Here is a 19,315-nt window from a genome sequence, read left to right on the forward strand (position 1 = left end):
TCAGGACCGGGACGTCGCGGCATCCGCCGACTGCGCCTCTCGGGGTACCGGGATCGCATGGGCCGGCGGCGTCTGAAAGCGCTCTCGGAGAACAGCCTTCGCAAGCTTGCCCGAGAAGGTGCGCGGCAGCGGTTCGTCGAGCGCGAGCGCCACCGCGGGGCGCTTGAATCTGGCCAGGTTCCCGCTCGCGACGCACGCGATGTCGGTGACGATGTCGTCCGCCGGCCGTTGACTGTGGAACACCACCATCGGGACCTCACCCCATCGGTCGTCCTTGACGCCGATCACCGCGAGGTCGACCAAGCCGTCGATGCCGTGCAGCGCCTTCTCGATCTCGGCCGGGTATACGTTGAGTCCACCGGAGATGAGCATGTCCTTGCGGCGGTCGACGACCTTGAGGAAGCCGCCTTCGTCCTGCAGGCCCAGATCGCCGGTGCGCAACCAGCCGTCGACAAGCGTGTCCGCCGTCGCCTCGGGCTTGTTCCAGTACTCCCGCATGACGTGCTCGCCGCGCACCAGAATCTCGCCGACCTCGTTCGGTGCGGCGAAGCCACCGGCGATGCTGCCGATGCGCACCTGGGTGCCGGCCAGGGCCAGGCCGGCGAAGCCCGGCCGGGTACGAGCGTCCTCGTAGTACAGCGTCGAGACCATTCCCGAGGCCTCGGTCAGTCCGTATGCCTGGGTGAGCGGCACGCCGCGGCTGTTGTAGAAGTCGAGCAGGTCCAGGCTCACGGGTGCGCCACCGGCGCCGGCGAACGTGAATTTCGCGAGCTTGCGGGTTCCGAAGTCCGGGAGCTGGGCCATGCGCTCCCAGATCACCGGCACTGTTGTGGTCGCGGTGACCTGCTCACGCTCGAACGTGTCCAGGGCGATCGCCGGATCGAACTCGCGCAGCAGCACCATCGTCGATCCCGGCAACACCACGAGCTGCATGAAGATCGACAGGACCGAGCCGGTGTAGACGAGGGGCGCCGAGCACATCACGCGGTCGCGGCGGGAAATGCCGTGGCTGAGCACCTGCGCGATACCGGGCGCGAGTGCGCTGCGATGTGTGACGAGCGCACCCTTCTGTATACCCGTGGTGCCCGAGGTGTAGCAGATGAATGCCGGATCGGACGCCTCGATGTGAACGTCCGGCACGTTTCCGGGGTCGAGCAGCGTCTCGTATGCACGGTGGTCGCTTCCCCCGATCGCGAAGATCTCGAACTCGGTTTCGGCCGCTGCCTCCTCGAGCAACGGAGCCAGCTCGTTCTCCACGATCACGACCCGCGGCGCCGAATCCACGAGCATCGGAGCCAGTTCCTTGCCGAGCAGTCGGAAGTTGAGCGGGACGCTGATCGCACCGAGCTTGAGTGTCGCGAGGATGACGTGCGCCAGTTCCGGTCGATTGAGCATCATCACCCCGACGCGGTCACCCTTACGAACGCCCCGGGCGGCGAGGCCACGGGCCAGCGCGTCGGTGACTGCGTCCACCTCGGACCACGTCTGGGAGGTGTTGCCGAACACGATCGCCTGCTGGGCGGGACGAGTCTTGCCCCAGTATCGAACCAGATCGGTCAGATTCATTGTCGTCTCCTCATGCTCGCCGTGGCGGCGTACCCCGCTCTCGCTCACGGCGGTGGGGGTGCGGCCCGCGCCGGGCCCGTCCACCCGATTCGGACGCGCCTCCGTCGGGCGGCGCGTCTGGAGTTGCTGCGCGACCGTCGGGCCGGATCACCCACCGAGGCGGTGTGTGATCGCCGTCACCGAGGTCGCAGTTAATCTAACATCTGTAGATAGTTGGCACAACAGAATGCGGGGATTCCGACCTTGCCGCCCCTACCCGCGCGAGATCGGTCCTATCGCGTCGGAATGGTCGGATACACTGCGTGTTAACACTTTTCGGAGGACTTCCGCTGTGTCCGCCCCGAGCTCCGGCGGTAGCGACGGCGCGAACTTCTCATCCTGCACCCGGACCGGGCTCACCACGAACTCGAGCTCACCCACTCCCTCGTACTCGACGCGGTACGTGTTCGCGCGACCGGCGAAGTGTGGATCGGCGATCATGTCCCGGACGCTGTTCACCGGTCCACCCGCGATGTCGTGCGCGAGGAACAGCGCGACCCACTCGTCGCGGGTGCGCTGCAGGAAGATCTCGCGAAGCTCGCGGTATACACGGTCGGCGCGCGCCGGCGCTTCCGGATCGGTACCCGCCAGATCGATCTCGAGCAGATCCGGCCGGTCGACGGCCATGCAGAAGTTGCGCCAGAACTTGTCGACGTGCGAGCCGAACAGCACGGCCTCGTCGTCCTTCGTGCGGTACGCCTCGAGTCGCGGCCAATCGGGCAGCCGTCCGTCCGGCAGCCACGTGGGGCGATGGATGGATCGATCCTTGTTGAGTTCGGCATCGACCAGGTCCGGCATCCACGACGCGGCCACGTCGATGCCCGCCACCTCGAGCTTGCAGCCGCGACCGGTGCGATCGGCACGATGTACCGCTGCGAGCAGGCCCATCGCGCCGTAGGCACCCAGCGCGTACATCGCGATCGGCGCAGTCGTGGACCCCGCGATCCCGTCGGTCGGCGGTTCCTCCGGTGTGCGCACGTCGCGCAGCCCCGCGTACGCATCGAACACAGGACCCCCGGTCCCGAGCCGGCTGTAGGGCCCATCGGATCCCATACCCGAGACCGTGCAGAAGACGATCTTCGGATTGACCTCTCGCAGCTGGTCGTAGCCGACACCGAGCCAGTCGAGGTAACCGCTGCGCATGCCCTCGACGACCGCGTCACACGTCCGGGCGAGATCGAGGAAAGCCTGCGCGCCTTCGGGGGACCGCAGGTCGAGTGCAACGCTCTTCTTACCCCGGTTCCACCTCAGATGCATGAACGACGGACCGTCCTGGTCGCCGATCGCGCGGCTGCCGCCGATGCGCACCGGATCGCCGAGCGGCCCTGATTCGATCTTGATGACTTCGGCACCCAGGTCGGCAAGGTGCCCACCGACCGATGCGGGCGCCAGTTGTGCGACCTCGAGGATGCGCATGCCCTCGAGCAACGAGTAACCACTCATACGTCTCCTCCTTCGGAAATATTGAGCGTCTGTTCGGGTTTCAGTTCCACCCAGAGTCCGTCCGCATCGGCGACGAGCACATCGCCGTTGTACATGGTTCCGCGCATGAACCGCTTGCGTCCGTCCTGTCGCAGGTACTCCGCCTCCACACGGAGTTCGACGTCGAGTGGGGCAGGCGCCCGGAAGTTCACGTTCAGATAAGCCGTACGCGCCCAGGGACGTCCGGAATCATTGGCCAGCCGGGCCATGATCTCGTCGAAGATCAGCGGTGTGACACCACCGTTCATCGCGTAACGACCGGCATGGAAGCGCCCGACCGTGACCCGCCCACGAGCGGTCGTTTCCGTCACCGCGTCGATGTGCAGCGGCGGCGCCAGGGCCTGTCCCCGACCGGCCAGATCCCAGCGATGACCCGCGATCTGATCGTCCTCGCCTACCTCGAGTTCTTCCAATCGCTGTGCAACAGAACGCAGTGTCCCGGCGATACCCGACGCGGCGGCAGGGTCGGGACGCGACCGCGTGAAAGCCTCCTGTACCGCACGGACTGCGGCGACCAGCTCGGCGAACTCGTCGCCGGCCTCGACTGTCGGATCGAACGGATCGTTCCAGTCCGGATTCCAGATATCGATCGGTGCGTTCGGGCGTAGCGAGACGTCCATGATGCCCCTTTCAGTCGGTTCCCGCACGGGCACCGAAGAATTCCGTGAACATGTCGCCGATGGGGCGAGGGCGCAGCGCGGTGCGTGCGACCGCGTTCTCGCGGTCGTAGCGGCTGCGCAGATCCTTACCATGCCCGGCGAGCAGAAGCGATTTGATCTCCCGGACCGCCTCGGGCGGTTGCGCTGCGATCTGCGCCGCGGCCTCCAGCGCGGTCCCGAGAACGTCACCGTCACCTGCGTATCGGGTGAGCAGGCCCATCCGATATGCCTCGTCGCCGGCGACGGGACGCGAGGTCATGAGCAGATCTCGCGTCTGTCCGGCCCCGATCAAGGTGTCGAGCACCCAGGTCAGGTTCGCACCACCGTACTTCGCCGCAGTCACGGTGAATTGTGTCGACGATCCGCCGACCCGTAGGTCGGAGCAGACAGCGAGCAGTGTCCCGGCGCCGTACGACACGCCCTGAACTGCCGCGATCGTGGGCTTGGCGAATTCGAGATACCGCCAGAGCAGTTCCTCGCGCTCGAGCATCGCCTCCAGGTTCGCGTCCGACGACAGTGCCGCGAGTTCCTGCAGGTCGTACCCTGCAGAGAAGGCGCGCTCACCGGACCCGGCGATCACCACGACCCGGACGGCGTCGTCGCACGCTGCACGGGTCAGCGTCTCGTCGAGTGCCCGTTGCAGCGACAGCGAGATCGCGTTGTGTACCTCCGGACGATTCAACGTCAGTTGCAGTACACCCGGTGCGGGAGACGATTCGAGCAACTCACGCGAGGTCATGTCGTCACGCCGGCCTTCTTCCGCCGCTCCTCCGCGATCGCAGCGGCATCGCCCGAGATCATCTTGTGGAAGACCTGCCCAGGCAGTTCGTTCCGTCCGTAGACGAGTTCGTCCACCTGGCCGTGCGCGACGTTGTCGGTGATCGTCTTCGTGACGAACCAGTCCTCCGCGTGGAGAGTCTCCATCAGGAGTTCCCAGTTCTTCTCGAGTACCCGCTTCTCCCGGGGAGTCGTGGGTTCGGCCGGAGACAGCAACCGGATGGTGCAGTACGAGACGTTGGGATCGTCGACGTCGGGGACGATGGTCCAGACCTCGAAGTGATTCGGCTCGGTGACCAGCATCGTGCCGGGATAGATCGTGTAGTTCGCGAGCGAGTAGTCGCGGACATCGAAGGAATCCGGATCCGCATCGCGAACCTCCGTGATCGCCTTGCGCGCCACAACGATTCGCCACGACCTGTCGACGAGATCGAAGGCCGTGATGTTGCCCTCGAGGAAGTTGCACACGGTCTTGGTGTGCAGCTGGCACAGATGGTAGGAGTCCTGCACGCCGTCGACCGCGATCTTCCAGTTCATGTCGAGCTTCCAGGTCTCCTTGCGGACCTGGAACGACGTGGCAATACCGGTGTCGGCGACCTCGGCGTCGTGCTTCTCACCGAGCACCCTCGCGATGTCCAGTTCGGCACCGACCGTCGGCACGACCCAGACGAGCCCGTGCCGCACCTCGCACGGGAACTCGACCAGCCCGTACTGCGATCGATCCAGGCCGTCGAACCCTTCGGCGTGAGGCATTCCCCGCAGCGCACCGTCACGGCCGTACGCCCAGTTGTGGTAGGGGCAACTGAAGAGGCGCTTGCATCCCGATTCCTCGAATTCGACCTTGGAACCTCGGTGCCGGCACACGTTGGAGAACGCCTTGACGCTGCCGTCGGACTGCCTGATCACCAGCAGCGGCGTGCCGATGAGCTCGGTGGTGACGAAGTCGCCGGTCTTCTTCAGCTCGTCGATGTGCGCCACGATGTGCGGAAATCGGCGCACGGCGTCACGCTCGAGGCTCGCCAGTTCGGGGTCGTTGAACACGGAGAACGGAACACGAAGCATCTCGTCCGCGTAGTCGGTGCTGTTGTTGTCGACGTGCGCGATCAGGCGCCGAGTGAGGTCGATCTTGTCTTCACGCTGCATGACCCCAGCGTGGCACATGAGACATGTGGCGTCTAGTGTCTTATCCAGATTACCCGGCGGTATGGTGCATGCGTGGCACACAAGACGGACACCGAGACCACGGACGTCGGCGCAGCGATCCTTGTCGCCGCCGAATCATGCTTCGAACAGTTCGGTATCACGAAGACCACGATGGCCGACGTCGCGCGAGCTGCAAACATGTCCCGGGCGACCGTCTACCGCTACTTCTCGGACCGCGAATCGCTCATTGTGGCGTCGATCGTCCGCCGCGCACGGATGAACATGGAGCCGTGGCGAGTGCGCATCCGGAATTACCCGACATTCGGCGAACGGATCGTCGAGGGCCTGTGCGCCAATATCCGCCGAGGCCTCCGCGACCCGATGATCCATCTCCTCGTTTCCCCCGCCGAGGCAACACTCGCCACAACCCTGCTCGCGACCTCGGGCCGTGCCGTCCAACTCACCCGCGAACTGTGGGAGCCGATTCTGCTCGAGGCCCGGGAGTCCGGAGAGCTTCGCGCCGATGTCGATCTGGACCTGCTCTACGAATGGCTGTCGGAGATCGAGATGAACTACATCAGTGCGCTCGGCGCCAGTGCGGGCTCGCTCGACCGGTTGCGGGCGAAGCTGTACGCGTTCGTCGTGCCGTCGCTACTCGCCCGCCCGTAGACCCCGCGGGACCACCACTCCCCATCCACGCCGCGCGATCGGGCGTTCCCCGCCCGCTCCGGGCCGATCACTCGACCCCGTGGGGAGCCGGCTCCGGAGGAGCCGCCGAGGCCCGGGGCCGCGGCGTACCCACGCCGGGGACCGACCGTCGTGCCGTGCGCCGACTCGTGCCCAGTCCCATCGTCCGGCCCCTCCGCACGCGTGCCGCTTCGCCGGGCGACGCGGGGCATTGCGTCACGCACTTGTCCGAACTATAGTCCAGACAACTGTCCAGACAAGGGGCACCCGAGGCACGCAGCGAAGGCGTCAGCATCGCGTACCGACCGGTCCCCGCCATGTGCGCATCCGAATCTCCTACTACACCTGACACTTTCCAATCTCCAGAACGGAAACGTCCGATGTCCCTGATTCCCGGCGACAGCTCGGCTCTGCTCGTCGACGGCAAGCTGGTTCCCGGCTCCGGCGGCACGTTCGAGGTCGTGAACCCGGCCACCGCGGAGGTGCTCGGCACCGCCGCCGACGGCACCGCCGCCGACATGGACGCCGCGATCGAGGCGGCCCGTCGCGCCTTCGACACCACCGGCTGGTCCCGCGAGCACGCCTTCCGCGCCCGCTGCCTGCGTCAGCTCCGCGATGCGCTGCGCGGCCACATCGAGGAACTGCGGGCGATCACCATCGCCGAGGTCGGCGCACCCCGGTTCCTCACCTCCGCCGCCCATCTCGAGGGCCCCGTCGACGATCTCGGGTACTTCGCCGACCTGGCCGAGAACTACCCGTGGCAACAGGATCTCGGCAATGCCGCGCCGATGGGCATCCCCACCCACCGCTACGTGCTCCGCGAGGCGGTCGGTGTCGTCGGGGCGATCACACCGTGGAACTTCCCGCACCAGATCAACTTCGCCAAGCTGGGTCCCGCGCTCGCCGCCGGCAATACGGTGGTGCTCAAGCCCGCGCCCGACACCCCGTGGTGCGCCGCGGTCGTGGGCCGGATCCTCGCCGAGGAAACCGACATCCCGCCGGGCGTCGTGAACATCGTGACGTCGAGCGACCATGCCGTCGGCGCCCTGCTCGCCACCGACCCGCGGGTGGACCTCGTGTCGTTCACCGGCTCCACCGCCACCGGACGGTCGGTGATGCGCGCCGCCTCGGAGACGCTGAAGAAGGTGTTCCTCGAACTCGGCGGAAAGTCGGCGTTCATCGTGCTCGACGACGCCGACCTCGGAGCCGCATGCTCGATGGCCGCCTTCACCGTGTGTACCCACGCCGGGCAGGGCTGCGCCATCACGACCCGTCTGCTCGTCCCCCGGAACCGCTACGACGAGGCGGTCCGCGTCACCGCCGACGCCCTGCGCGGCATCCGGCCCGGCGACCCGAACGAGCCCGGCACGGTGTGCGGTCCGCTGATCTCCGAGCACCAGCGCGCACGGGTCGAGGGCTACCTGCGGCTCGCCGTCGAGGAGGGCGGGACGATCGTCGTCGGCGGCGGCCGTCCCGCCGAGCACCGGCGTGGCTTCTTCCTCGAACCGACGCTGATCGCCGGGGTCGACAACACCGCTCGCGTCGCCCGGGAGGAGATCTTCGGGCCGGTCCTCGTGGTCCTCCCCTACGACGGCGACGACGAGGCGATCCGCATCGCCAACGACTCCCCCTACGGCCTGTCCGGAGCCGTCTGGGGCACCGACGAGGACCGGGTCCGCCGGGTCGTCGAGGGGGTCCGCACCGGCACCCTGGGCGTCAACGGAGGCATCTGGTACGCCGCCGACGCTCCCTTCGGCGGCTACAAGCAGTCCGGAATCGGCCGCGAGATGGGTGTGGCCGGATTCGAGGAATACCTGGAGACCAAGCTCGTCGCCGAACCGGCGGCGAAGCAGAGAGGCTGACGAACATGACCCGCAGCACAACGCGTTTCGCCGACCGCACCGCGATCGTCACCGGATCGGCGCAGGGAATCGGCGAGGCGTACGCCAGAGCTCTTGCCGCCGAGGGCGCCTCCGTCGTCGTCGCGGACATCGACACCGAACGCGGCGAGCAGGTCGCCGAGCAGATCGTCGCCGACGGCGGCATCGCCGTCTTCAAGACCGTCGACGTCTCCGATCCCGACTCGGCCACCGAGCTCGCCGCCTTCACGGTCGAGACGTTCGGCAGCATCGACCACGTCGTCAACAACGCCGCCATCTACGGGGGCATAAAGCTCGACCTGCTGCTCACCGTCCCGTGGGACTACTACAAGAAGTTCATGAGCGTGAACATGGACGGCGCGCTCAACATCACCCGCGCGGCGTGGCCGCACATGACGGACCGCGGCGGTTCCGTCGTCAACCAGTCCTCGACCGCCGCGTGGGTGTACTCCGGCTTCTACGGCCTGGCCAAGGTCGGTGTCAACGGCCTGACCCAGCAGCTGGCCGTCGAACTCGGCGGCTCGAACATCCGCATCAACGCGATCGCCCCGGGTCCGATCGACACCGAGGCCACCCGCACCGTCACGCCGGGAAACATGGTGGCGGACATGGTCTCCACACTGCCGCTGAAGCGGATCGGTACGCCCGGGGACCTGGTGGGAATGTGCCTGTTCCTGCTCTCCGACGAGGCGAACTGGATCACCGGGCAGATCTTCAACGTCGACGGCGGCCAGGTGATCCGCTCGTGACCAGGCTCGGCTACATCGGCCTCGGCAACATGGGCGCGCCGATGGCGAAGCGGCTGCTGGACCGGCCGGGTGGGCTCACCGTCCTCGACGCCCGGCCCGAGGCCGTCGAGCCGTTCACCGCGGCCGGCGCCCGGGTCGCCGGCGACCCCGCCGACCTGGCGCGCGACTGCGACGTCGTCTGCGTCACCGTGGTCGACGACGCGCAGGTCCGCACCGTCGTCGCCGGGCTGCTCGACACGGCCCGGCCCGGCACGGTGATCGCGGTCCACTCGACCATCGCCGACACCACCGCCGTCGAGCTCGCCGCCGAATGCGCCGACCGCGGCGTCGAACTGGTCGACGCGCCCGTCAGCGGCGGGGCCCCCGGCGCCGAGCAGGGCCGGCTCGCGGTGATGGTCGGCGCCTCCGACGCGGCGTTCGACGCGGTACGCGAGCCGTTCTCGCGGTTCGCCGACCTCGTCGTGCACGCCGGTCCGGTCGGCGCGGGCACCCGGATGAAGCTGGCCCGGAATCTACTGCACTTCGTGTCGTTCACCGCGGCCGCGGAGGCGCAGCGCCTCGCCGAGGCGGCCGGGCTGGACATCACCGCGCTCGGGAAGGTGGTCCGCCACACCGACGCGATCACCGGTGGCGCCGGGGCGATCATGCTCCGGGACACCACCGCACCGATCCCGCCGGACGACTTCTGGTTCCCGATCCTCGACCACGTCCGCGCCCTGGGCGAGAAGGACCTGTCGCTGGCCCTCGGCCTCGGCGCCCGTCTCGGCGTCGACCTGCCCCTGGCCACGCGGGCACTGACCGGTCTGGGACCCGGACTCGGCGTCGGCACCGGAGACGTCGAGAGCCGGAACCGACAGGAGGAACGCATATGACCGACGATCGCCGCCGCCGCGGCCTGGACATGATGTCGAAGGTGTACGGCTGGGAGATGCAGGACGGGCCCGGCGACCACTTCGCCGTCACCGCGGACCACCTGTTCGCCGACATCTGGTCCCGGCCCGGGCTCAGTATCCGCGACCGGCGGCTGCTGCTGCTCGGTGCGCTCACCGCACAGGGACTGATCGACGTGGCCGAGATCCAGGTCGGCGCCGCCCTCCACAACGAGGAACTCGACGAACAGCAGCTGAAGGAGATCGCCCTGTTCCTGTGCCACTACGTGGGGTGGCCGCTCGGCACCAAGCTCGACTCGATGATCGGCGGCGTGCTCGCCGAGCGCCGCAAGGCGGCGAAGTGAGCCTGCCACCGGCTCACCGTGCGGCACGAGAACACAGGGAGTGACGAGTGCAGGACTTCGCGGACCGGCCGGGCGCGGCCCTCGTGGCCGGCGGCACCGGCGGGATCGGCCGAGCGGTGTGCCGGGTGCTGGCCGAGCGCGGCAGCGACGTCGCGTTCATGTTCCGCCGCAGCGGGGCGGCCGCCGCAGCCCTGACGACCGAACTGTCCGCGCTCGGCGCGAAGGTGCTGTCGCTGCAGGTGGACCTGGGCGACAGTGCCGCGGCCGCCGGCGGCGTGGACGCGGTGATCGAATCCTTCGGTGCGCTGCACACTCTCGTCTACGCGGCGGGGCCGCACGTACCGATGCTGCACCTGAGCCGGGTCACGCCCGCGCAGTTCCGCGACCAGCTCGTGGGCGACGCGGGCGCGTTCTTCAACCTCGTCCGTCCCGCCCTGCCCCGGCTACGGGAGTCGCGGGGCAGCATCGTCGCCGTGACCACCGCCGCGACCCGCCGGTTCCCCGTCCGGGACGGTCTGTCGGCCGGGCCCAAGGGTGCGATCGAGGCCCTCGTGCGGGGCCTGGCGGCCGAGGAGGGACGGTTCGGTGTGCGCGTGAACGCGGTGGGGCCGGGCATGCTCACCGACGGCACGGCCGCCCGGCTGATCGGGTCCGGCGATCTCGACGAGCACGCACTGTCGTTCGCGCGGAACAACATTCCGCTGCGCCGCTTCGGCGACGCCGAGGACATCGCCGAGGCGGTCGCGTTCCTCGCCTCGGACCGCGCGGATTTCGTGTCCGGGCAGACACTCGACGTCGACGGCGGTTACGGCGCGTGACCGGCGCCCACCGTGCGCGGGGTACCGCACCGGAACCGGCGATGGGTAATGTGCTCGTCAGTACACGCCGCTTCAGCACCCGCCACCGGACCGCAGCGAACGGAGACCGCCGTCATGACCCGTACCACCCTGCCCCGGGAGATGATCGAACTCGCCGAGGCGACACCGGGTTTCATGCCGATCGACGAGGGCACGGCCCTGCACGACGCCGCGGTGCGCTACCTCGGTGACGGTGTCGGTGTCGAGGTCGGCACCTACTGCGGGCGCTCGACCGTCTATCTCGGTGCCGCCGCGAAGGCCACCGGCGGCACGATCGTCACGATCGACCATCATCACGGGTCCGAGGAGCACCAGCCCGGGTGGGAGTACCACGATCCGGCCCTCGTCGACGCGCACACCGGCCGGCTCGACACGGTGGGCCGGTTCCGCCACACCCTCGCCGACGCGGACCTCGAATCCCACGTCGTGGCGGTGCTGGGGCGGTCGGGCCAGGTCGCGGCGTTCTGGCGGACCCCGGCGGCGTTCGTGTTCGTCGACGGCGGTCACAGCAGCGAGGCGGCGCAGGCGGACTACGCGGGCTGGGCTCCCTGGGTGCGTGTCGGCGGGGCCCTGATCATCCACGACGTGTTCCCCGACCCGAAGGACGGCGGACGACCCCCGTACGAGGTCTACCTGCGCGCGCTCGGCAGCGGCGAGTTCGCCGAGGTGTCGGTGACCGGGTCGCTGCGGGTGCTCGAACGCACCGGTGGCACCGTCGGAGTGCTGCCGGGCTGACGGCTCAGACCGTCACCCGGCAGTCCTCGTGGCAGTTCTCGGTCGCGACCCATCCGGAGGGTGCGGCGGCATCGCGGAACACACCGTTGCCCGCGGTGCTGCGTGAGAGCGCGTCGGCGGCGAGGATCACGGCGGCACTGGTCCAGGAGCTCTTCTCCACGGGCCAGCGCTTACCGTCCGTGAAAACCATTCCGGTCCAGTACGACCCGTCCGGATCGCGCAGATGCTGCATGGCCGCGAGCAGTTCCCGGGCCGTCGCGGCCTCACCGATCGCGTCCAGCGCGAGCACGAGTTCGCAGGTCTCGGCCCCCGTCACCCACGGCCGATGGTCGACGCAGCGGATTCCGAGACCTCCGACCACGAAATCGTCCCAGCGTTCCCGGATCCGTTGCCGGGCCGGCGCACCGCGCACCGCGCCGCCGAGGACCGGGTAGTACCAGTCCATCGAGTACTCCGGTTTGGGCGCGAACGCCTCCGGGTGCCGGCGCAGCACGTGCCCGAGCCGATACCACGCGACCTCCCAGTCCGGGTGGGGATCGCCGACCACCTCCGAGAGGCGCAGGCCGCACTGCAGGCTGTGGTGGATGCTCGAGCACCCCGTCAGCAGGGCCTCGTCGGCCGCGCCGTGTTCTCCTCGTGCCCAGTAGATCTCACCGCCTGGCGCCTGCAACTCGAGCACATGGTCGAGGGCCGTCCGCACCGTCGGCCACAGCCGTTCCACGTGGTCGACGTCGCCTGTGACGAGGTAGTGGTGCCACACCCCCACCGCGATGTATGCGGTGAAGTTCGAGTCGGCGTCGTGGTTTTCGACGGCATCCTCGCGGAACTGCATGGGCCACGAGCCGTCCGGCCGCTGGGTGCGACGGGACCAGTCGAAGGCCGCCTCCGCCTCTTCGAGCAACCCCGCGGCGGTGAGAGCCATCGCGGACTCGATGTGGTCCCACGGATCCGTGTGACCACCGGGGAACCACGGGATCGCTCCGGAGGACTCCTGCATGTCGGCGATCGCGCGGGCGGTGTGCAGGCACTGTTCCTCGGACAGCACTCCCGGCACGGCCGGAACCGCCGGCCGTGCCCCGCCGGGGCGGAAGTCAGCGGCCGGCAACGGGAACCGTCGGCTTCTCGAGGTAGAACACGACGCTCTTGCCGAGCACCGGGTTCAGCAACGACTCGGCGGTGCGCGTCAGCCACGGCCCCTGCATCAGGTCCCACACGAGGAGCCGGTGATACGCCTTCGTCAGGGGGTTGTCGTCGTTGTCGACGCCCACAGCGCATTTGAGCCACCAGTACGGCGAGTGCAGGGCGTGCGCGTGCTCCCGGCCGCGCACCGTCAGGCCTGCCGAGGTCAGCTCGGCCGCGAGCTCGTCGGCCTTGTAGATCCGCACGTGCCCGCCCTCGACCTCGTGATACGCGTCGGACAGCGCCCAGCAGATCTTCTCCGGCAGCCACCGCGGCACGGTGACGGCCGCGACGCCGCCCGGCTTGAGCACACGCACGAATTCGGCGATGGCACGGTCGTCCTCGGGCACGTGCTCGAGCACCTCGGAGATCAGCACGACGTCGAAGGTCTCGTCGTCGTAGGGCAGGGCGAGGGCATCGCCCACCTCGGCCCGGGCGAGGGCACCCTCGGGGACCTGGCCCTCGAGTTCCATCGCCGCGAACATGTCGCCGACGGCCTTCATGTCCTCCGCGCTGCGGTCGAACGCCACCACGTCGGCGCCCCGACGGTAGAGCTCGAACGAGTGCCGGCCCGCGCCCGCCCCGATGTCGATGGCACGGTCGCCGGGCTTGACCCCGAGCCGGTCGAAATCGACTGTCAGCATCAGGTGTTCGTCCTTCCTGCCTGCGCCGCCACGGTGTCCTGGTAGGCCCGGACGGTCCGGGCGGCCACGGCCGCCCAGCTGAATCGCTCGAGCACGCGTGCCCGTGCCACCGACCCGAGACGGATCTGCTCGGCGGGATCGTCGAGAACCCGCGCCAGCGCCGCGGCCAGCTGTTCGCTGTCCCCCGGAGGCACGAGGATGCCCGCGTCGCCGACCACCTCGGGGATCGCGCCGGCGCGGCTCGCGACCAAGGGGGTGGCGCAGGCCATGGCCTCGACCGCGGGCAGCGAGAACCCCTCGTAGAGCGACGGGACCACAGCCACCTGCGCCGAACCGAGCAGCTCGGCCAGCTCGCGGTCGTCGATCCCGGAGACGGTGCGCACCGCGTCGCCGATGGCCAGCTGCTCGATCAGCTTCTCGGTGACCCCGCCGGGCGCGAGCCGGGTGACGAGCACCAGCTCGACCCGCCGTTCGGTGCGCAGCTTCGCCACCGCCTCGAGCAGGTTGGCGACGCCCTTGAGCGGCGCGTCCGCGCTGGCCACGCACACGATGCGGCCGGGCACGCGCTCGGCCGTCGGCGGGGCGAAGACCTCGGTGTCGACGCCCAGCGGGATCGTGCGCAGCCGCCCCTCGGGGATCTCGAAGGCGGTACGGATGTCGTCCTCGGAGGACTTCGAGACGGTGAGCAGGGTGGGGATGCGCCGCGCCACCCGGGCCTGCATGCGCAGGAACCCGTACCAACGGCGCAGGGTGAGCTTGCGGCGCAACGTCGGCGCGCTCGCGAGGTCCAGTTCCCGGTCGCGGGTGATCGGGTGGTGGATCGTCGCGACCAGTGGCAGGCCCGCGTCCGCGATGCGGAGCAGGCCGTAGCCGAGGCACTGATTGTCGTGCACGACGTCGAACTCGGCGGCCCGGGCCCGCAGCAGCCTGGCGGCGCGCAGGCTGAAGGTCAGCGGCTCCGGAAAACCCGCCGTCCACATCGTGCCCAGCTCCAGGAGGTCGATCGCGTCGCGAATCTCGCGCGGGTGCGGAAAGCGGAACGGATCGTCCTCGCGGTAGAGGTCGAGACTGGGCACCTTCACCAGGGTCACCCCGTCGTCCAGCTCGGGGTACGGCTGGCCGGAGAACACCTCGACGTCGTGGCCGAGCGCCGCGAGCTCGCGGCTGAGGTGTCGAACGTACACGCCCTGACCACCGCAGTGCGGCTTGCTGCGGTACGACAGCAGAGCTATTCGCACAGATCACCTCGTTCGTCGTGTCGCCGGAGCGGGTCCGTCCAGAAGATCGAACTCACTCTAGAACATGTTCTCGTCCGACGTGCAACCCGGCGCAGCCCTGCGGATCAGCGCCGGAACCGCACCAGGTCCAGTGCAAACTGAACGTACAGGGTGGCGAGCCGTTCCGCCGTCGAAGACCCGCCGGGACGACACCGGACCGGGCCTGCGGTGCGCATTGCGAGCGGGCGGCGCGCCCTCGTCCTCCGCGGGTTGACACCCGGCGATGTGACCTACACCATAAGCGCACGCTTACCGTACGAACGCTCGGTGAGCGACGAGTGCACCTCGACCCGAAAAGGAGACGGTATGTCCGACGCCCCGTCCATGCGCGAACTGCTCGGCGACGACGCCCCCAGCAACTGGGGACGCTGGGGCGCCGACGATGAGCTCGGAGCTCTGAACTTCCTCGGCACCAAGGAGGTTCTCGGCGGAATCGGCGAGGTCAAGTCCGGCGACGTGTTCACCCTGCAGATCCACATGGGCCGCAAGGAGGCCCCCGGCGATCCCCTGTGGCCCAGCCGCAGCGGCATCGATCGCCGCAACACCCTCGACGAATCGTCGTGGGACGGCGAGGACGCTCCGCAGTTCCCCGGCGGACTGCACTACGCCGACGACACAGCCACCCTCTTCCTGCAGGGCTCCACCCAGTACGACGCCCTCGGCCACGTCTGGTACGACGGCAAACTCTGGAACGGATACGACGCGCGCAGCACCGTCGGCAGCATGGACAAGGCCTCGGTGCTGCCGATCGCCGAGAAGGGCGTTGTGGGCCGGGGGATCCTGATCGATATGGCGCGCCACCGGGGCAAGGACTGGCTCGGCGCCGGCGAGACCTTCGACCACAACGACCTCGAGGCGGCCGCCGCCGCCCAGGGCGTGACCATCGAACCGCACGACATCCTCGTGATCCGGACCGGCTGGCTGAAGTACTGGTACAGCCTCGACGACACCACCGAGTTCTACACCGACTTCTGCGAACCCGGCCTGACCTACAGCCGCGAACTGGTCGAATGGTTCCGGAACCGGGAGATCCCCAACCTGGTCACGGACACCATCGCCAACGAGGTGACCACCGACCCGGCCAGTGGCGTGGCGCTGCCCCTGCACTGCGCGCTCATGCGCAATCTCGGTGTGGCCCTCACCGAGATCGCCTGGCTCGAGGACCTCGCCGACGCGTGCGCCGCCGACAACCGCTGGACCTTCCTGTACACCGCGGCACCACTGAAGGTCGTGGGCGGCACGGGCGCTCCGGTCAATCCGGTCGTCATCCGATGAGCGCAGCCGGACCCCGCGACGCACGCACGGGCGTCTACGACAGCAAGCCTTGGCTCGCGCGCTACGCGCCCGGCCTGCCGATCCACATCGAGCCGGAGTACACCGACGCGCTGGAGATGTTCCGCGCCACCGTCGCTCACGATCCGGACGCGGACATCATCCGCTACTTCGACGGGCGCCTGACCCGCCGCGAACTCGACGAGCAGTCCGACGCGTTCGCGGCCGCACTGACGGCCCACGGCTTCCGCCCGGGTGAGCGGGCGGCGCTGTTCCTGCAGAACGTCCCGCAGTTCGTCGTGGCGCAGCTCGGTGTCTGGAAGGCCGGCGGCATCCCGGTCTCCGTCAACCCCATGAACAAGGAACGCGAGCTCGGCGAAATCCTCCTGGACTCGGGGGCTACCGTGCTCGTCGCACTCCAGGGGCTGTACCGGGACGTCGCACAGCACGTCGTCGCCGGCACCGCCGTCCGGATCGTGATCACCACGTCCGAACTCGAATACCAGACCCGCGGAGACGAGCGGATCTTCTCCGGCATCGAACGCCTCGATCTGCCCGACACCCTCGACCTGCAGACCCTCCTGGCCGAGTTCCGGGGACGGCCCGTCCCCGTGCACACTCTCGGCCCGGACGACATCGCGTTCCTCACCTACACGTCCGGTACGACCGGGCCACCGAAGGGCGCGATGACCACTCACCGCAACGTGGTGTTCAACGCCCGCACCTACCGGGAATGGGTGGGACTCGGCGCGGACGACGTCGTGCTGGGAATCGCCCCGCTGTTCCACATCACCGGGCTCGTCGGGCACATCGCTGTCGCCCTGCTGACAGGTGCGCCGCTGGTGTTGATGTACCGGCTCGACCCCGGCGTGACCCTCGAAACGGTGGCGGTGGAGCGGGCGACGTTCACGGTCGGCTCGATCACCGTGTTCATCGCGCTGATGAACGCCCCCGGCGCCCGCGGGGAGTCGCTGAAGACGCTGACCAAGATCTTCTCCGGCGGAGCGCCGATACCACCGAGCACCGTCGCGGCGTTCGAGAGATTCTCCGGGACGTACATCCACAACATCTACGGCCTCACCGAAACCACCTCCCCCTCGCATGCGGTTCCGTTCGGCACCCGGGCTCCGGTGGACGAGGCGTCCGGCGCCCTGTCGGTCGGAGTCCCGACCTTCGACACCGTCGTGCGGATCGTCGACGAGGACGGCAACGACCTTCCCGTCGGTGCGGTGGGCGAGCTCGTCACGTCGGGCCCGCAGGTGGTCGCCGGCTACTGGAACAAGCCTGAGGAGACCGCGACCGCACTGCCCGGGGGTGCCCTCCACACCGGGGACGTCGGGTACATGGACGCCGACGGCTGGTTCTACATCGTCGACCGCAAGAAGGACCAGATCAACGCCGGTGGGTACAAGGTCTGGCCGAGAGAGGTCGAGGACGTGCTCTACGAGCACGAAGCGGTGCGCGAGGCCGCGGTGGTGGGGGTGGTGGACAGCTACCGCGGCGAGACGGTCAAGGCGTTCGTCAGCCTCCGTCCGGGGCATTCGGTCACCGCGGAGGAACTGATCGCCTTCGCCAGGGAGAGAATGGCGGCGTACAAGTACCCGCGGCTGGTGGAGATCATCGACGAGATCCCGAAGACCGTGTCCGGCAAGCTTCTTCGCCGGGAACTCCGGGCCCGCGGCTGAACCGGTCGGGACGGCGAAGGCCCGGTCCGTTTCGGGACCGGGCCTTCGCCGTGAAGCGACCCTGACGGGACTCGAACCCGCGACCTCCGCCGTGACAGGGCGGCGCGCTAACCAACTGCGCCACAGGGCCGTGTGCACCCCCGAAGGGGTTTCCACAGAAAACCCACCGCCGAGCGGTGGGTCTACCGTATGAAATTGTGTGGTGGCCAGGGCCGGGATCGAACCGGCGACCTTCCGCTTTTCAGGCGGACGCTCGTACCAACTGAGCTACCTGGCCGGACGGCACCCGAACCGAATGCCAATTGCCAACTCTGCGACCCTGACGGGACTCGAACCCGCGACCTCCGCCGTGACAGGGCGGCGCGCTAACCAACTGCGCCACAGGGCCATGCTCTTCACTTGTGGTCAAACCGTACTGCATGCGGTGATACTGCTTCCGCAAGCGTACCCCCTACGGGATTCGAACCCGCGCTACCGCCTTGAAAGGGCGGCGTCCTAGGCCGCTAGACGAAGGGGGCCCGCCGGATTACTCCGACCCGCACCCTCAACGGGTTCGCGTTCCGTTGGGAGCTTGGATAGCTTAGGACACGGGTTTCCGGATTCACAAATCAGCAGGTCACGCCGGTTGTTCGCCTTCGAGGCGCAACTCCGGCGCACCACGCCGCCGCTCGAGCCACTGCGGCGCAGCCGTCGCCTCGAGGCAGACGTCCAGGCATTCCGCGAACCGGGCCCGGACGTCGACGTCCTCCGCGGTGAGGTCGTGGAAGTAGCGCTGCCCGGCCAGGCACGCACTGAGCACACCCAGGAACCGTTCGAGGTCGACCCCGGCACGGAACAGCCCCGCTTCCTGCGCCTCGACGGCGAGCCGGTGACCGGCCTTCCCCCACACCGAGCTGCCGCGCAGTTTGGCCTCCGCGTCGAACTCGGGCTCGGTCACGAGCTTGAACTCTGCCTGGATGATGACGTCGCCGTGCAGGGCATCGGCGAGATCTCCGACGAGGCCGTACAGCCGCTCGAACGGATCGAGCCCCGGCGCGTCCAGCCACCGGTCGGCGATCACCCGGTAGCGCTCGAGGCCCTCCGCGAGCACCGCCCGGGCGAGCGCTTCCTTCGAATCGAAGTGGAAGTACATCGCACCCTTGGTGGCCCCGGAGTGCTCGAGAATCGCGTTGACCGAGGCGGCGCCGTATCCGCGCCGGGCGAATTCGATCGCCGCGGATTCGACGATCGCCGCGCGTGTGCGCCGCGCCCGCTCTTGCTGACGTGACATGGGGGGTTCGTGCCTCCGTACGTGACCGGCAGTCCCCCCCGGACGCCACTGTAGCCGCCGTCCGGCCCCCACGCCCGCAACCAGGCGTTTTCCGGCCTTCGCAGAGAACACACCAAGTGGTATGCTTTTGCGCGGCTCGGGTGCGCCGCAGGGGGTGCGCACCCGAGCCTTCGAACGGCC

18 protein-coding genes and 4 tRNA genes are annotated in these 19,315 nt (G+C 68.7%); 9 read left to right on the forward strand and 13 right to left on the reverse strand.

Features of this window, described 5'->3' with window-relative positions:
* The 5 genes from A4U64_RS19095 to A4U64_RS19115 form a co-directional block, all read right to left on the reverse strand.
* Positions 1-1,566, reverse strand: coding sequence for a class I adenylate-forming enzyme family protein (locus tag A4U64_RS19095; RefSeq protein WP_006936345.1), 1,566 nt, complete (start codon positions 1,564-1,566; stop codon positions 1-3).
* Between the two features lie 252 nt (positions 1,567-1,818).
* The gene (locus tag A4U64_RS19100) at positions 1,819-3,048 is read right to left on the reverse strand and encodes a CaiB/BaiF CoA transferase family protein (RefSeq protein WP_065922967.1); all 1,230 of its coding nucleotides are present in this window, start codon (positions 3,046-3,048) and stop codon (positions 1,819-1,821) included.
* Positions 3,045-3,707: a PaaI family thioesterase gene (locus tag A4U64_RS19105; RefSeq protein WP_065922968.1), complete on the reverse strand. Its 663-nt coding sequence runs from the start codon at positions 3,705-3,707 to the stop codon at positions 3,045-3,047. The genes A4U64_RS19100 and A4U64_RS19105 overlap by 4 nt, the downstream gene beginning before the upstream one ends.
* A gap of 10 nt (positions 3,708-3,717) precedes the next feature.
* On the reverse strand, positions 3,718-4,485 hold the full coding sequence (locus tag A4U64_RS19110; RefSeq protein WP_065922969.1) for an enoyl-CoA hydratase/isomerase family protein: 768 nt from the start codon (positions 4,483-4,485) through the stop codon (positions 3,718-3,720).
* On the reverse strand, positions 4,482-5,666 hold the full coding sequence (locus A4U64_RS19115) for an aromatic ring-hydroxylating oxygenase subunit alpha (RefSeq protein WP_006936358.1): 1,185 nt from the start codon (positions 5,664-5,666) through the stop codon (positions 4,482-4,484). Before A4U64_RS19115 ends, A4U64_RS19110 begins: the two co-directional genes overlap by 4 nt.
* A 72-nt stretch (positions 5,667-5,738) precedes the next feature.
* On the opposite strand from A4U64_RS19115, the gene A4U64_RS19120 reads away from it, so the two are divergent.
* From A4U64_RS19120 to A4U64_RS19150, 7 genes are all read left to right on the forward strand, one after another.
* The gene (locus A4U64_RS19120; protein WP_029541579.1) at positions 5,739-6,335 is read left to right on the forward strand and encodes a TetR/AcrR family transcriptional regulator; all 597 of its coding nucleotides are present in this window, start codon (positions 5,739-5,741) and stop codon (positions 6,333-6,335) included.
* Positions 6,336-6,733: 398 nt separating this feature from the next.
* The gene (locus A4U64_RS19125; protein WP_050034655.1) at positions 6,734-8,215 is read left to right on the forward strand and encodes an aldehyde dehydrogenase; all 1,482 of its coding nucleotides are present in this window, start codon (positions 6,734-6,736) and stop codon (positions 8,213-8,215) included.
* 5 nt (positions 8,216-8,220) lie between these two features.
* The gene (locus A4U64_RS19130; protein ID WP_065922970.1) at positions 8,221-8,982 is read left to right on the forward strand and encodes an SDR family oxidoreductase; all 762 of its coding nucleotides are present in this window, start codon (positions 8,221-8,223) and stop codon (positions 8,980-8,982) included.
* 29 nt (positions 8,983-9,011) lie between these two features.
* Positions 9,012-9,854, forward strand: a complete 843-nt coding sequence (locus tag A4U64_RS19135) for an NAD(P)-dependent oxidoreductase (protein ID WP_051359241.1) — start codon at positions 9,012-9,014, stop codon at positions 9,852-9,854.
* Positions 9,851-10,216 carry a carboxymuconolactone decarboxylase family protein gene (locus A4U64_RS19140; protein ID WP_006936371.1) on the forward strand — a complete coding sequence of 122 codons (366 nt, stop codon included), beginning with the start codon at positions 9,851-9,853 and terminating at the stop codon, positions 10,214-10,216. The genes A4U64_RS19135 and A4U64_RS19140 overlap by 4 nt, the downstream gene beginning before the upstream one ends.
* Before the next feature lie 47 nt (positions 10,217-10,263).
* A complete protein-coding gene (locus tag A4U64_RS19145) occupies positions 10,264-11,034 on the forward strand; it encodes an SDR family NAD(P)-dependent oxidoreductase (protein WP_084648669.1) in 771 nt (256 codons plus the stop codon).
* Positions 11,035-11,148: 114 nt separating this feature from the next.
* Entirely contained in the window at positions 11,149-11,808 is a 660-nt protein-coding gene (locus A4U64_RS19150; protein WP_006936377.1) for a class I SAM-dependent methyltransferase, read from the forward strand.
* 4 nt (positions 11,809-11,812) lie between these two features.
* Here the strand turns inward: A4U64_RS19150 and A4U64_RS19155 are convergent, their stop codons facing one another.
* Genes A4U64_RS19155 through A4U64_RS19165 form a run of 3 tightly spaced genes read right to left on the reverse strand, consistent with a single transcriptional unit; the run spans position 11,813 to position 14,869 of the window.
* The gene (locus tag A4U64_RS19155; RefSeq protein WP_043799769.1) at positions 11,813-12,913 is read right to left on the reverse strand and encodes a prenyltransferase; all 1,101 of its coding nucleotides are present in this window, start codon (positions 12,911-12,913) and stop codon (positions 11,813-11,815) included.
* Positions 12,900-13,631 (reverse strand): class I SAM-dependent methyltransferase, encoded by a 732-nt coding sequence (locus A4U64_RS19160; protein ID WP_006936380.1) that lies wholly within the window; start codon positions 13,629-13,631, stop codon positions 12,900-12,902. The genes A4U64_RS19155 and A4U64_RS19160 overlap by 14 nt, the downstream gene beginning before the upstream one ends.
* Positions 13,631-14,869 (reverse strand): glycosyltransferase family 4 protein, encoded by a 1,239-nt coding sequence (locus A4U64_RS19165; RefSeq protein WP_006936381.1) that lies wholly within the window; start codon positions 14,867-14,869, stop codon positions 13,631-13,633. The genes A4U64_RS19160 and A4U64_RS19165 overlap by 1 nt, the downstream gene beginning before the upstream one ends.
* A 345-nt stretch (positions 14,870-15,214) precedes the next feature.
* On the opposite strand from A4U64_RS19165, the gene A4U64_RS19170 reads away from it, so the two are divergent.
* Entirely contained in the window at positions 15,215-16,183 is a 969-nt protein-coding gene (locus A4U64_RS19170; protein ID WP_006936384.1) for a cyclase family protein, read from the forward strand.
* Positions 16,180-17,865, forward strand: a complete 1,686-nt coding sequence (locus A4U64_RS19175) for a class I adenylate-forming enzyme family protein (RefSeq protein ID WP_050034650.1) — start codon at positions 16,180-16,182, stop codon at positions 17,863-17,865. The genes A4U64_RS19170 and A4U64_RS19175 overlap by 4 nt, the downstream gene beginning before the upstream one ends.
* Positions 17,866-17,921: 56 nt before the next feature.
* Here A4U64_RS19175 and A4U64_RS19180 read toward each other — a convergent pair.
* The 5 genes from A4U64_RS19180 to A4U64_RS19200 form a co-directional block, all read right to left on the reverse strand.
* A tRNA-Asp gene (locus tag A4U64_RS19180) sits at positions 17,922-17,995 on the reverse strand.
* Between the two features lie 70 nt (positions 17,996-18,065).
* A tRNA-Phe gene (locus tag A4U64_RS19185) sits at positions 18,066-18,142 on the reverse strand.
* A gap of 37 nt (positions 18,143-18,179) precedes the next feature.
* Positions 18,180-18,253: transfer RNA gene (locus tag A4U64_RS19190), tRNA-Asp, on the reverse strand.
* 57 nt (positions 18,254-18,310) lie between these two features.
* Positions 18,311-18,383, reverse strand: a tRNA-Glu gene (locus A4U64_RS19195).
* Between the two features lie 98 nt (positions 18,384-18,481).
* Positions 18,482-19,135 (reverse strand): TetR/AcrR family transcriptional regulator, encoded by a 654-nt coding sequence (locus A4U64_RS19200; RefSeq protein WP_006936388.1) that lies wholly within the window; start codon positions 19,133-19,135, stop codon positions 18,482-18,484.
* Positions 19,136-19,315: the final 180 nt, after the last annotated feature.

The organism is Rhodococcus sp. WB1 (assembly GCF_001700945.1).
Lineage (GTDB): Bacteria > Actinomycetota > Actinomycetes > Mycobacteriales > Mycobacteriaceae > Rhodococcus > Rhodococcus aetherivorans.

Excerpts from the sequence above, each read along its gene's own strand:
- A4U64_RS19200 (WP_006936388.1), bottom strand. The coding sequence starts at position 19,135 with ATGTCACGTCAGCAAGAGCGGGCGCGGCGCACACGCGCGGCGATCGTC.
- A4U64_RS19100 (WP_065922967.1), bottom strand. The coding sequence starts at position 3,048 with ATGAGTGGTTACTCGTTGCTCGAGGGCATGCGCATCCTCGAGGTCGCA.
- A4U64_RS19110 (WP_065922969.1), bottom strand. The coding sequence starts at position 4,485 with ATGACCTCGCGTGAGTTGCTCGAATCGTCTCCCGCACCGGGTGTACTG.
- A4U64_RS19125 (WP_050034655.1), top strand. The coding sequence starts at position 6,734 with ATGTCCCTGATTCCCGGCGACAGCTCGGCTCTGCTCGTCGACGGCAAG.
- A4U64_RS19140 (WP_006936371.1), top strand. The coding sequence starts at position 9,851 with ATGACCGACGATCGCCGCCGCCGCGGCCTGGACATGATGTCGAAGGTG.
- A4U64_RS19130 (WP_065922970.1), top strand. The coding sequence starts at position 8,221 with ATGACCCGCAGCACAACGCGTTTCGCCGACCGCACCGCGATCGTCACC.
- A4U64_RS19135 (WP_051359241.1), top strand. The coding sequence starts at position 9,012 with ATGGGCGCGCCGATGGCGAAGCGGCTGCTGGACCGGCCGGGTGGGCTC.
- A4U64_RS19105 (WP_065922968.1), bottom strand. The coding sequence starts at position 3,707 with ATGGACGTCTCGCTACGCCCGAACGCACCGATCGATATCTGGAATCCG.
- A4U64_RS19170 (WP_006936384.1), top strand. The coding sequence starts at position 15,215 with ATGTCCGACGCCCCGTCCATGCGCGAACTGCTCGGCGACGACGCCCCC.
- A4U64_RS19150 (WP_006936377.1), top strand. The coding sequence starts at position 11,149 with ATGACCCGTACCACCCTGCCCCGGGAGATGATCGAACTCGCCGAGGCG.
- A4U64_RS19175 (WP_050034650.1), top strand. The coding sequence starts at position 16,180 with ATGAGCGCAGCCGGACCCCGCGACGCACGCACGGGCGTCTACGACAGC.
- A4U64_RS19160 (WP_006936380.1), bottom strand. The coding sequence starts at position 13,631 with ATGCTGACAGTCGATTTCGACCGGCTCGGGGTCAAGCCCGGCGACCGT.
- A4U64_RS19115 (WP_006936358.1), bottom strand. The coding sequence starts at position 5,666 with ATGCAGCGTGAAGACAAGATCGACCTCACTCGGCGCCTGATCGCGCAC.
- A4U64_RS19095 (WP_006936345.1), bottom strand. The coding sequence starts at position 1,566 with ATGAATCTGACCGATCTGGTTCGATACTGGGGCAAGACTCGTCCCGCC.